Source organism: Shimia sp. FJ5 (genome assembly GCF_032918335.1).
GTDB lineage: Bacteria > Pseudomonadota > Alphaproteobacteria > Rhodobacterales > Rhodobacteraceae > Shimia > Shimia aestuarii_A.
In genome coordinates this window covers 759,201-771,163 of sequence record NZ_JAWJUV010000002.1, presented here as the reverse complement: position 1 = coordinate 771,163, position 11,963 = coordinate 759,201, and the positions used below count along the sequence as shown (strand labels likewise).

Genomic DNA, 11,963 nt, shown 5'->3' with positions numbered 1-11,963 from the left:
ACCATTTCCTTGTGACCCGCAAAAGAACCCGCTAGGATCGCCGCATGAAAACAAAGCGCGACACCGACGAGAAATCAGGCGGCTGGAGAGGCTCCCGCGAGGTCTGGCTGACTGCCGCCCGCGACGCCTTCATCGAATCCGGAATTGACGCCGTGAAGATCCAGCCGCTGGCAAACCGGCTGAGCCTGTCGCGCACCAGCTTCTATTGGTTCTTCCCGGATCGTGCCGCGCTGCTCGACGCGCTTCTTGCCGAATGGAAAACCGCGAATACCGAAAGCCTGGTGATCGCCACGCAGGACTATGCCGAAACCATCACCGAGGCCGTTCTCAACCTGATCGGCATTTTCCTCGATGATGGCCCGTTCGAAAGGCGGCTCGATCTTGCGGTGCGCGGTTGGGCGCTTCAATCCGATGCCGTCGCCAAACAGGTGCACGCCGCAGACGAAGCCCGGCTCGACGCGATCCGCGCCATGTTCGCCCGCTTCGGCTATGACAAGGGCGAGGCCGACGTGCGGGCGCGCACTGTCTACCTGACGCAAATCGGCTATATCTCGATGCAGGTCAAAGAGACCTTGGCCGTGCGCCTCGCGCGTATCCCCGATTACGTCACCACCTTCTCGGGCCAGCGCCCGACCGAGCGGGAAATGGCCCGTTTTCGCGCCCGACACGGAGCCGACTGACCAAGGAGCCCCCATGCCTCAGTCTCATCTTTCCCCACTCGCCCACCCCCTGATCTTGCCGTGCGGCGCAACGCTCAAGAACCGCATTGCCAAATCCGCAATGTCTGATTCCCTCGGGGATGGCGCTGGCAACCCGACCGAAGACCAGATCAATCTCTACCATCGCTGGGCCATAGGCGGCCTTGGGGTATCGATCATTGGCGAAGTTCAAGGCACCCCTCACTACCCCGAAAAGCCCGGCAATCTGGTCATGAACCGCGATTCGAACCTTGAACGCCTGAAGCAACTGGCTAAGGCGGGTGCAACCGACGGCGCTCAGCTTTGGGTGCAACTGGGTCATGCTGGCGCAATGGCGGACGCTCCGATCAGCACACCAAAAGGACCGAGCGCGCTTGATCTGCCCGGCTTGACCTGTGGCGCGTTGTCTTTGGACGAAATAGAGGCCCTGCCAGCCGAGTTCGCCCGCACAGCCAAGCTTGCCAAAGAGCTTGGGTTCGGCGGTGTGGAAATCCACGCGGCGCATGGGTTCCTGCTGAACCAGTTCCTGTCGCCGTTGTTCAATCGACGCGAAGACGCCTATGGCGGCGCGCTTCGCAACCGGATGCGCCTGCTGCTCGAAGTGATCCGGGCAGTGCGCGAAAAGGTCGGGCCGGAGTTTCCCGTCGGAATCAAATTGAACGCCACGGATCAGCTTGAAGGCGGTTTCGCCGAAGACGAGGCGCTTGACGTCATCGCCGCAATGGACAAACGCGACATCGACCTGATCGACATCAGCGGCGGCACATATTTCCCCGGTGCGGCGTCCTCTTCTGATCGCACTGGGTCTGGTCCCTATTTCCTGGATTTCGCAGGCCGCGCGCGCTCAAAGACCAATATCCCTTTGATGGTGACGGGCGGCTTCAAGACGTTGGCACAAGCCGAGAGCGCCGTCGCCGAAGGCAAGGCCGACCTCGTCGGCTTGGCACGGGCCCTTGTGGTGGAGCCGGAGCTGCCGTCCTACTGGCTGGCCGGTCAACGGGCCGAGCCTCTGTTCCCCCGTTTCAAAGCCCCGCCCGAAGGCGGCGTTACCGCATGGTATACAATGCAGTTGACCCGCCACGCGCAAGGAGCCGCCGCGCTTTCACCGGACGACATGGACGCCGCGATCGAAGCCTACGCACGCCGAGATGAAGCACGTCGAGAAGTTTGGACACGGACGTTCAACTGACCGTCCTCGAGCCGAAGCGCTTTGCCTCTCCGCTCGCACAAGCCCCTTCCGGCAAGCCGCTGCAACGCCCCCCCGAAACAAACCATTCCCCTACCCCATGCAATCCGCTAGGCTGATGGCATGTTCAGCATCGAGCACGAATTTGACGCCACGGTTGTCACGCTTGTTGACGAAGGGCCCGCCCCTCTCAAAGAGGATGTCATCATCCAGATGTTCGACGATTGCATCACCGTCGAACAATACGACGCGCGCACGGATACGGTGCAGAAGGTGACCTTCTCCTCGCATCAGATCGAGGAACTCGCCGCCGCGCTCGACCTGCCGGAAGGCGTCTACAAACTGCACAAGCGCGGCACGGAATAGGCCGGGGAAAAGGCGTTTCAAAATGCCTTCCCCAAGCGGTTTCGAAACCGCTTTCGCCCGTTAACCCGAACGCTGCGTTAACGCTTCCCCACAGATGCAATACAGACGCGATACCGACGTAATACCGACGTTGGATTTGTCATTAACCTTCGACGCGAAACACCTTGTCGCGGGCGGTCTGGCCGCGCACCAGAACGAGCCGCGATTTCGCCACGCCAAGCGCCTTGGCGAGGAGTTTCTGCACCATTGCATTGGCCTTGCCACCCTCCGGCACGACCGTGACATAGACCCGGATTTGTCCGTCCTCATCGCGCTTCACGGCATTGCGCGAGGCCTTCGGCGTCACCCGCACGGCGATCTCTGTGCCGGGCGCGGCAAGGGCTGCGAATTCGTTGGACATTCGGGTGGGCCTCCATGGCGTCTGCGCGCCTTTATGGCCTGTGACGCCACGCCATGCAAACCGCAAAAACCTGTAAAAACAACTGGAAAGTGGTTGAATTCCCGGCCTTTAACGACAACATGCCAAGCGTGAACTCACTACGGAAACGCCCATGCCAACCCCCAATCCGGCCGCGCTCGAGTTTCTCCTGACGCGCCGCTCCCGCCCCGCCAAGACCTTGACGACACCGGTGCCAACCCGTGCCGAACTCGCGCCCCTGCTCGAGGCGGCGCTACGCAGTCCCGACCACGGCAAGCTCGAACCCTGGCGCCTCCTCGTCCTCGAAGAGGCCGCCCTGCACCGCCTCGGCGATGCTGTCGGCGCCCGCGCCGCCGCGCTCGGGCTGGACGAGGTGCAAACCAGCAAGGGGCGCACCCAATTCGACACCGGCCACCTCGCCGTCGCCGTCATCGAATCCCCCGTCATCGCCGAAAAAGTCCCCGCCATCGAACAAACCTACTCCGCCGGCGCCGTCTGCCTCGCGCTTCTGAACGCGGCGTTGGCCTCGGGCTGGGGGGCGAATTGGCTTTCGGGCTGGCCCTCGCATGATGCTGTTTTCCTTCAGGAATCCCTCGGCCTCGCCCCGCACGAACGGCTTGCAGGGCTGATCCATATCGGCACCGAAACCGCCGCGCCACCAGAGCGCCCGCGCCCCAGCATCGAGGACAAGGTGACATGGGTCTCTCGCTGATCTTCTCGTCGTTTTTCGCCGCCCTTTCGCAGATGGGCGACCGCCGGTTCCGCAAGGTGCTCGGCCTTGGCATCGTGTTGACAATCGCGCTGCTCGTCGGGGCCTATGCCGGGCTACTGACCCTCTTGGATTTCGTCGTCGGGGAAGAGGCCTACGTCCCCGTCATTGGCGAAGTGACATGGCTCGATGATCTCCTGAGCTGGTCCTCGTTGATCTTCATGGTGGTGCTGTCGGTCTTCCTGATGGTGCCCGTCGCCTCGGCCATCACCTCGATGTTCCTCGACGAGGTGGCCCAGGCTGTCGAAGATCGGCATTACCCCAACCTGCCCGCCGTGCCGCGCCTGCCCTTCTCGGATGCATTGCGCGATACGCTCGCGTTCCTCGGCGTGCTGATCGTGGCGAACCTTTTGGCGTTTATCCTCTACGCGTTCTTCTCGCCCTTCGCGTTGTTCATCTTCTGGGGTCTGAACGGCTTTCTGCTCGGGCGCGAGTATTTCCAACTCGCCGCCATGCGCCGCTTGGGGCGCGACGGGGCCAAGGCCCTACGCAAGAAGCATTGGGTCACGATCTGGATCGCAGGCACACTGATGGCGATGCCGCTGTCGCTCCCGCTGATCAACCTCGTGATCCCGATCTTCGGCGCGGCGACCTTCACGCACTTGTTCCACGGGCTGAACGCCCGCTCCGAGGCGCGGCCACGCGGGTTCTGAAACCTTGTCTATTCACCCACAGGCGGCAGGCGGTTCATCCAATCAAAGTCGCGCACGGTGATGATGCCTTGGCTGATGATCCAAAACAGGATCAGCCAGATCACCGCGGCAACGCCAGTGGTGATCCATGCCTTGGCCTTGAGGTTATGCTGCGCCGGTGCACCTGCATGGGTGCCCTCCACGATCTCGCCCACGTCTCCTTGGGTCTTGAGCCGGATCGGGATCACGATCAGCAGGGTCAGGAACCAAAGCACGGCATAAAGCACGAGGGCGGAAGTGATCGACATGGGCGCAGTCCTAATCTAGCGGCGACAGGCGGGACAATAGCCCGCCTGCGCCCGAGTTCAAACCGGGATTCGTCCTGCCTCAGACTTGCTCGAGTTCCACGAGGCAGCCGTTGAAATCCTTCGGATGCAGAAACAGGACCGGCTTGCCATGCGCGCCGATCTTCGGCTCGCCCGAGCCAAGCACACGGGCGCCGGTTTCCTTGAGATGATCACGCGCGGCGATGATGTCATCGACCTCATAGCAAACATGGTGGATACCACCCGCCGGGTTCTTCTCTAGGAAACCATTGATCGGGCTATCCTCGCCAAGCGGGTAGAGCAGTTCGATCTTGGTATTGGGCAGTTCGATGAAAACCACGGTGACGCCGTGATCCGGCTCGTCCTGAGGGGCACCGACCTTTGCGCCAAGCGCCGAGCGATACTGCTCCGAGGCGGCTTCAAGATCCGGCACGGCGATAGCCACGTGGTTGAGACGACCGATCATGTCCTTATCCTTTCCATATCTTTGCAAAACTTGCGCACCTTATGGGCCGGGTGCCGCCCGCATGCAAGAGGGTCAGACCGCGCACAAGGTCTTTCCGTTGCCGCACTTAACCCTTTGTTAGCCAAGCCTGCCTAGCCTCAACTCCAGTGCCCCTGATCACCCGCTGCCGAGGACCAAGACGATGGATGATTTCCTTTCGCAAACGCCCCACCGCCTGCCGACGCCCCAACGCCCGCTGCTGGGCCTGACGGTGCTTGTTGTCGAGGATAGCCGCTTTGCCTGCGACGCGCTGCGCCTCTTGTGCCTGCGCTCCGGTGCCCGCATCCGGCGCGCGGATTGCATTGCCTCTGCCCGTCGCCATCTTCAGGTCTATCGCCCGTGCGTCGCCATCATCGACATGGGCCTGCCGGATGGCAACGGCGCCAGCCTTATCTCAGAGCTTGCCGTCGCCATACCGCGCATTGACGTGATCCTCGCGACCTCTGGCGATACCGCGTTTGAAGAAACGGCGCGGCAGGCCGGGGCCGATGGCTTCCTCGCCAAACCTTTGGACAACCTTGCCACCTTTCAAACGGCCATTCTCGATAAGCTGCCGCGCAATCGCCGCCCCGTCGGCCCGCGTGCGCTATTCGATGAAACGGTGCGGCCCGACCCCGTGGCCTATCATGACGATCTCTGCCACGCGATGGATACGCTTTCTGGCGATGGTCGGGGCGAGGCGATCGATTATGTCGCGGGGTTTCTCTCTGGCATCGCCCTAAGCGCGCGGGACCAGCCGCTCCACAAAGCCGCCGAGACGGTCGCGCGAGGGCGCGCCAATGGCCGAATGTTAAACGCCGACCTGTTGCGCCTGACGCAGGTTCTCAAGAAACGCCTGGCCGAGCCCGTTCTGGTCTAAGATCAAAGGCTCGGGTCACTGCTTACCCGGACAAGCCGCGTCAGATCGCTCAGACGCTCGACTTGTGCCCCGCGTGCGTCAAAATTTCCCGGCGCAAGCCAAACCTCGTATGCGGCAGCCAGCGCCGGCCAATCACTATCAATCGCCGCGAACCATGCCGTATCCCGGTTGCGCCCCTTGATGACGCTATGCTGGCGAAAGACCCCCTCATAGCTGAGCCCAAGCCGCTCGGCCGCGCGGCGCGACGGACGGTTAAGCGCATCACACTTCCACTCAAAGCGCCGGTATCCATTGGCAAAGGCCCATTGCATCATCAAGACCATCGCCTCGGTCGCAGCCCGCGTCCCCTGTAGCTGTGGCGCGAGGTTGATATGGCCGATCTCGATCGACCCGGCCTCTGGCTTGATCCGCAGATAGCTCGCCACCCCACCCCAAGCGCCCCGGTCCTTGTCATAGATCGCGTAAAAGAACGGATCCCGCGCGCCGGTGATCCCCTTGACCCATCGGTGATAGGCGGCTGCGGAATGAAACGGGCCATACGGCAGATAGTCCCAGACCGCATCCTGCCCCTCGTAGGCGCGAAACAAGAGCGCAGCATGGGTCTCGGCCTGCAAAGGCTCAAGCCGGGCATAGCGCCCGTCGAGCACCGCGCCGGTCGGGGCCGGCGGCGGCGACCACCCGTCTACTGGTGCGCCTATGGGTCTGTCTTCGGCCATACTGCCTCCGCTGTATCAGCAAGAGACTGGCACAAAGCCCGCGCGTGTCCAAGCTTTTCGTGGTGCGACAGGGCCTTAGCGGATCAAGCCCGGATCAGCGCCCATCTCGAGCCCGGGAAACACCGTGGTTTCGAGGTGATCCCGCTCCAAGCCGAATGCTCCGCGCATCGCCCAAGCGGCCCAAGCGCGCACGTCGCTCGTCGGCATAAGGTCGCGCCGATCGTAAAGCGCCGCCTCGGCAAGCCCCGGCCACGCGCCATACACCTGTCCGCCCCGCACTGCGCCCCCGGCCAGAAGCATCGCGCCACCGGTGCCGTGATCCGTGCCACGCGTACCGTTCTCGCGCACCGTGCGGCCAAACTCTGTCATCGCGACAACCGTCGTCTTGCCCCAGACCTCGGCACCAAGCCCGTCCTTGAGGCGCAAAAGCACCTCTGACAACCGTCGAAGCGGGCGGGCCAGCGTATTGCCTTGGTTCACATGGGTGTCCCATCCACCGATGGAAAAGCTCGCGATCCGCGCCGCGTCGCGTAGTTGCAGCGCAGTGAAATCCGCGATCCTGAGATGCCCTTCTCTGCCGCGGATCGCCCCGCCTTGCATCGATGTCATCATGTCCGCCTCATCCTTGGCCATGACAGAATCCCCATCAGAATCCGCAAGCAACACCGCCTCGGCCATCGCTGCGGCAAGGACCGGATCATCCTGCATCGTCATTTCAAGAAGCCGCAGACCCTGCGCACTCAGGGACAGGTCTACATCGGGCGACCAGCGCGACACCGGCATTTCTCCCGTACTCAGCAGCATGTTTTCCTGCCCGATGGCATAGGTCGTCTGCGCTGTGACCCCCGGCACACCTTGGAGCATTCGATTGAGCCAGCCATCCCGCACCCCTCCTGACAGGTCGACAATCCCGGCTTCGAGAAGGTCTTGCCCGTCAAAATGGCTGCGTCGGTCGCGGTAGGGGGTCGACACGGCCTGCACCGCCGCCAATTCCCCCGCACGCCAAAGCGGCATCAGGTCGGCAAGCGCCGGGTGCAGTCCAAAGTACCCATCAAGATCAAGCGCGCTATCCCGTGTCGCCGCAAGGCCGGGCCGCGCCGCTGCGAAATCCGCATCGCCCCACGGGCGCACCGCGTCCAACCCGTCCATCGCCCCGCGCAAGATGATGACGACTAGACGATTGTCCCAAGGGGCGGCGGCAAAGCTGACCGGTGTGACAAGCGGGCTCGCCGCCGCCGAACACCCGATCGCCGCCGCTCGGAGAAGGAAGTCGCGCCGTGTCTGTGTCCGTGCCATCTCGCCTCTCCCTCAGTATCTCTGGAACGCCGGGGCCATAAGCACAAGCGCTACGCCCTCTCTGCGGCTCTCGGCAGCCCTCGCGGCGAAGCGAACGCTCTCTGGTGCACCGGGGCCAAGGGCGACCTCGACGAACTCTCGCGGATCCGGACCCGCCTGCCCAAGAAGCTCTGGAAGAGAGAGCGCCCATTGCAGCCGCCCCGCCATACCCTGCGGTGTCGTCCAGGCACTGTCCTCTTCGGCCCAACCGTCCGGGCCGATCGGGCGCTCCCACGGCTGACCCATTCGCATCAGGGGGCGGCGCAGGTTTTGGTTGATCTCTTTGTAGCCCCACGGCGAAAGCACCGCTGGCGCCGCGTCCAACGCCCGCAAGCTCGACGCCACAAAGGCAATCGGCCGTTTGATATTGCCCGGCCCGGCCCACGCCGCCGGATGTCGCAGCATCGCCTCGTATACGGCCGGTAAGTCGCCCCCGGTCTCAAGGAACCGCGCCTCCATCGCCGCCACAAGGTCGTTCTCGGGCTGATCGGCAACGAAATGCACCGCAAGCTTCCAAGCAATATGGCGTGCCGTGGCCGGATGCCGCGCGAGATCGCGCAACACCTCGAGCACCGGGGCGATCCTCGGAGCCCCGCCATAGAGCTTGCCAAGCACGGTCTCCGGCCCCGGCTCTACGGCCTTCTTGCGAAAGAGGGCGCCCCGCTGTGGCGTCCAATCGAGGCCCGTGAACAGCTCGGCCAGTTGCCGCACATCGCCTTGCGTATAGGGCCCGTCCACGCCGAGCGTATGCAACTCGAGCACCTCGCGCGCCAAGTTCTCGTTGAGGCCGCGACCGGGCTTGTTGCGCCCTTGGACGCTATTTGGCCCGATAGAGCGATCCTGATTGAGGAAGTTGAGCATCAACGGGTGCGTCACCGCCGCGATGAGAAGATCTTCGAACCGCCCAGCAAGATTGGGACGCACAGCCTCTTCTAGGTAGGGACCGGTACCTGCCCGGATCACCGCGCCCTTGCCATAGGCCGTAAAGTGATCGCCCCAGAACGCCGCCAAGCGCTCGCGAAACCCGGTCCGCGTTTCGATCCGGCGCAGCATCGCCTGCCGCATCCAGCCAAGACCATCGCGATAGGCTTTCCTGCTGATCGCCTTCTGCCGCGCCTTTGCTGCGGCACGCGCGTCTTCGCTCATGTCTTCAGAGCGCGACGCCTTGCGGCTTATGGCGCGTTCTGCAATCCGTGCCCGGAATTCATCAAACGGCTCAATCGGGAAGCGCCGGGCCATCTCATCGCGCACACGCACCCCGTCGAGCATCTCTTCGATGCCAGTCGGTGGCGCAATCCGCGGCGATAGCCCAAAGCCAAAGCGCGTCTCTGCACGTATCGGATCGAATCCCATCCTGCCCTCTCTCGACACCCATAGGGTCACACGCAGGCTACACCCACCGCCGTCACCTGTTCAGAGGGAAAAACGCCCCCGGCAAAGACCCGCGCATGGAAAAGGCCGCCCCAGATCGGGACGGCCTCTCGCAATCTCTATCGCGGCGCTTAGTCTTGCGGGATGACGCGCAGGCCAAGTTCCATGAGCTGGTCGCTCGTCGGATCGGACGGCGCGTTCATCATAAGGTCTTCCGCGCGTTGGTTCATCGGGAACATCACGACCTCGCGAATGTTCTGCTGATCGGCAAGAAGCATCACAATACGGTCCACACCCGCGGCACAGCCCCCGTGCGGCGGCGCGCCGTATTTGAACGCGTTGACCATGCCGCCGAACCGCTTGCGCACTTCGTCCTCGCCATAGCCCGCGATCTCAAACGCCTTGAACATGATCTCCGGCTTGTGGTTCCGGATCGCACCCGAGACAAGCTCATAGCCGTTACAGGCAAGGTCATACTGGAACCCCGTCGCCGAAAGCGGATCATTCTCAAGGATATCCATCCCGCCTTGCGGCATCGAGAACGGGTTGTGGTCGAAATCGACCTCGCCGGTTTCTTCGTCCTTCTGGAAAATCGGGAAATCGACGATCCAAGCGAATGCGAACCGGTCCTCGTCGAGAAGTCCAAGCTCCTTGCCGATGACATCGCGCGCGCGGCCCGCGACCGCTTCAAACGACTTCGGCTTGCCACCAAGGAAGAAGGCCGCATCGCCGACGCCGAGGCCAAGCTGCTGGCGGATCGCCTCGGTGCGTTCCGGGCCAATGTTCTTGGCAAGCGGACCGGCCGCTTCCATGCCGCCTTCGACCTCGCCGGACTTGAGCTTGGCCTGCGCTTCCTTGACGGAAATGCCAAGTTCCTGCGCCACGCTGTCGGCGGTCTTATCGCGCCAGAAGATATAGCCCATGCCGGGCAGGCCCTGCTCCTGCGCGAACTTATTCATGCGGTCACAGAACTTGCGCCCGCCGCCGGTCGGGGCCGGAATGGCGCGAATCTCGGTGCCGTCCTGTTCAAGCAGCTTGGCGAAGATCGCAAACCCTGAGTCGCGGAAATGATCCGATACGACCTGCATCTTGATCGGGTTGCGCAGGTCCGGCTTGTCCGTGCCATACCACTTGGCCGCGTCCGCATAGGAAATCTGCGGCCACTCGGCATCGACTTTACGGCCCCCGCCGAACTCTTCGAACACACCCTGAAGCACCGGCTGGATCGTGTCGAACACGTCCTGCTGGGTGACGAACGACATCTCCATGTCGAGCTGGTAGAAATCGGTCGGGCTGCGGTCGGCGCGCGGGTCTTCGTCGCGGAAACACGGCGCGATTTGGAAATACTTGTCGAAACCGGCAACCATCATCAGCTGTTTGAACTGCTGCGGGGCCTGCGGCAGGGCATAGAACTTGCCCGGATGCAGGCGGGACGGCACGAGGAAGTCGCGTGCACCTTCCGGCGACGAGGCAGTGATGATCGGCGTTTGGTACTCGCGGAACCCCTGATCCCACATGCGCTTGCGCATCGACATGACCACGTCAGAGCGCAGCTTCATGTTCTCCTGCATCACCTCGCGACGCAGGTCGAGGAAGCGATACTTGAGACGGGTTTCTTCCGGATACTCCTGATCCCCAAAGACCATGAGCGGAAGTTCGTCCGCCGCGCCAAGCACCTCGAGATCGCGCACGAAGACTTCGACCTCACCGGTCGGGATCTTTTCGTTCACGAGATCGGCGTCACGCGCCTTCACGTTGCCGTCGATGCGGATACACCATTCGCTGCGCACCTTCTCCATCTCGGCGAAAACCGGGCTGTCAGGGTCGCAGAGAACCTGCGTGACGCCATAGTGGTCGCGCAGGTCGATGAACAGGATGCCGCCATGGTCGCGGACACGGTGGACCCAGCCCGAAAGGCGGACGGTGTCGCCCACGTTGGATTTGTTCAGGTCGGCGCAGGTATGGCTGCGAAAGGCGTGCATGGTCGCTCCCCGGTGACAGGTGAATAGTGAAGTCGCGCCGATACACCTTTTCGCGCCAGCAAAGTCAAGGGAACAGGGCGTGAAAACCGTTTAAAAAGGGCGCACCACATTGCCGGAATAGAAATAGATGCCAAGCCCGGTGAGAAAGACAAGGTTGCCCGCCACCGCGTGCAGCAGAACCGCAAGCGGAAAAGACCGGCGAATTTCATAGGCCCAGGCAAAGACAAGCCCGCCCGAGAAGGTCATCGCCGCCACGACCCAATTCCAATACATCAGATGCGCAAGCGAAAAGATCGCCGCATTGAGGATGATCCCATGATGCCCTTCCGGAAGGATCGCACCATAGCGGCGGAAAAAGAGGGGACGAAACACAATCTCCTGCGGCAGCGCCGAAAGCACCGGGTATAGAAGCAAGATCATCAACAGGAGCATCGGCTCGTATTGCAAGAGGCTGAAGGCGGATGCCGGCTCGAACGCATAGACCACGGCAAGACAGGTCAGAAAGACCGATACGGCAAACACCGCCAAGAACCGCAAGCTGATCGCCCCATTGCCCTGCCGCAACTCGCGCCAGTGAAACCCGTCCGTCGCATGCAGCAGCACGAGCCCAAGCGCGGTCAACGCGAACAAGGCCGAGAACATAACCGTCGCTGGAAGCAGCGCCGCAATCGCCACCGGGGCAATCACGAAGAACAAGAGGAACTCCGCCCAGAGCCGGCTCTCCGAGGCCGGGGCGACGAGATGTCGATAAGGCATGGTATTTCCTTCGCGGCGCGCTGTTCTTTTGAGATAGGCAAGGC

At 62.6% G+C, this 11,963-nt stretch carries 14 protein-coding genes; 6 read left to right on the top strand and 8 right to left on the bottom strand.

The window, feature by feature from the left end; all coding sequences use genetic code 11:
• Positions 1 to 44: 44 nt before the first annotated feature.
• From R1W01_RS10210 to R1W01_RS10200, 3 genes are all read left to right on the top strand, one after another.
• The gene (locus tag R1W01_RS10210; RefSeq protein WP_297758750.1) at positions 45 to 680 is read left to right on the top strand and encodes a TetR/AcrR family transcriptional regulator; all 636 of its coding nucleotides are present in this window, start codon (positions 45 to 47) and stop codon (positions 678 to 680) included.
• A 13-nt stretch (positions 681 to 693) separates the two neighbouring features.
• Positions 694 to 1,887 (top strand): NADH:flavin oxidoreductase/NADH oxidase family protein, encoded by a 1,194-nt coding sequence (locus R1W01_RS10205; protein WP_297758747.1) that lies wholly within the window; start codon positions 694 to 696, stop codon positions 1,885 to 1,887.
• Between the two features lie 120 nt (positions 1,888 to 2,007).
• Positions 2,008 to 2,250: a hypothetical protein gene (locus tag R1W01_RS10200; RefSeq protein ID WP_243612548.1), complete on the top strand. Its 243-nt coding sequence runs from the start codon at positions 2,008 to 2,010 to the stop codon at positions 2,248 to 2,250.
• Between the two features lie 142 nt (positions 2,251 to 2,392).
• Here the strand turns inward: R1W01_RS10200 and R1W01_RS10195 are convergent, their stop codons facing one another.
• A complete protein-coding gene (locus tag R1W01_RS10195) occupies positions 2,393 to 2,650 on the bottom strand; it encodes a DUF167 domain-containing protein (RefSeq protein WP_243612549.1) in 258 nt (85 codons plus the stop codon).
• Positions 2,651 to 2,801: 151 nt separating this feature from the next.
• Between R1W01_RS10195 and R1W01_RS10190 the strand changes: the two genes are divergently transcribed.
• Together R1W01_RS10190 and R1W01_RS10185 are read left to right on the top strand one after the other, a co-directional pair.
• The gene (locus R1W01_RS10190; protein ID WP_297758743.1) at positions 2,802 to 3,380 is read left to right on the top strand and encodes a nitroreductase family protein; all 579 of its coding nucleotides are present in this window, start codon (positions 2,802 to 2,804) and stop codon (positions 3,378 to 3,380) included.
• On the top strand, positions 3,365 to 4,090 hold the full coding sequence (locus R1W01_RS10185; RefSeq protein ID WP_297758740.1) for an EI24 domain-containing protein: 726 nt from the start codon (positions 3,365 to 3,367) through the stop codon (positions 4,088 to 4,090). The genes R1W01_RS10190 and R1W01_RS10185 overlap by 16 nt, the downstream gene beginning before the upstream one ends.
• An 8-nt stretch (positions 4,091 to 4,098) precedes the next feature.
• Here R1W01_RS10185 and R1W01_RS10180 read toward each other — a convergent pair whose 3' ends face one another.
• A complete protein-coding gene (locus tag R1W01_RS10180; RefSeq protein WP_243612552.1) occupies positions 4,099 to 4,377 on the bottom strand; it encodes a DUF1467 family protein in 279 nt (92 codons plus the stop codon).
• Between the two features lie 79 nt (positions 4,378 to 4,456).
• Positions 4,457 to 4,861, bottom strand: a complete 405-nt coding sequence (gene mce, locus R1W01_RS10175; RefSeq protein ID WP_243612553.1) for a methylmalonyl-CoA epimerase — start codon at positions 4,859 to 4,861, stop codon at positions 4,457 to 4,459.
• A 181-nt stretch (positions 4,862 to 5,042) separates the two neighbouring features.
• Here mce and R1W01_RS10170 point away from each other — a divergent pair, with 181 nt between their 5' ends.
• Positions 5,043 to 5,759 (top strand): response regulator, encoded by a 717-nt coding sequence (locus R1W01_RS10170; protein ID WP_297758735.1) that lies wholly within the window; start codon positions 5,043 to 5,045, stop codon positions 5,757 to 5,759.
• A 2-nt stretch (positions 5,760 to 5,761) separates the two neighbouring features.
• Here R1W01_RS10170 and R1W01_RS10165 read toward each other — a convergent pair whose 3' ends face one another.
• The 5 genes from R1W01_RS10165 to R1W01_RS10145 form a co-directional block, all read right to left on the bottom strand.
• Positions 5,762 to 6,475, bottom strand: a complete 714-nt coding sequence (locus tag R1W01_RS10165) for a GNAT family protein (protein WP_317275220.1) — start codon at positions 6,473 to 6,475, stop codon at positions 5,762 to 5,764.
• A 75-nt stretch (positions 6,476 to 6,550) separates the two neighbouring features.
• The gene (locus R1W01_RS10160; protein WP_297758729.1) at positions 6,551 to 7,771 is read right to left on the bottom strand and encodes a DUF1501 domain-containing protein; all 1,221 of its coding nucleotides are present in this window, start codon (positions 7,769 to 7,771) and stop codon (positions 6,551 to 6,553) included.
• Positions 7,772 to 7,783: 12 nt separating this feature from the next.
• The gene (locus R1W01_RS10155) at positions 7,784 to 9,163 is read right to left on the bottom strand and encodes a DUF1800 family protein (RefSeq protein WP_243612557.1); all 1,380 of its coding nucleotides are present in this window, start codon (positions 9,161 to 9,163) and stop codon (positions 7,784 to 7,786) included.
• Positions 9,164 to 9,312: 149 nt separating this feature from the next.
• Positions 9,313 to 11,163 (bottom strand): aspartate--tRNA ligase, encoded by a 1,851-nt coding sequence (gene aspS, locus R1W01_RS10150; protein ID WP_243612558.1) that lies wholly within the window; start codon positions 11,161 to 11,163, stop codon positions 9,313 to 9,315.
• 90 nt (positions 11,164 to 11,253) lie between these two features.
• Positions 11,254 to 11,919: a CPBP family intramembrane glutamic endopeptidase gene (locus R1W01_RS10145; protein ID WP_297758725.1), complete on the bottom strand. Its 666-nt coding sequence runs from the start codon at positions 11,917 to 11,919 to the stop codon at positions 11,254 to 11,256.
• Positions 11,920 to 11,963 lie beyond the last annotated feature (44 nt).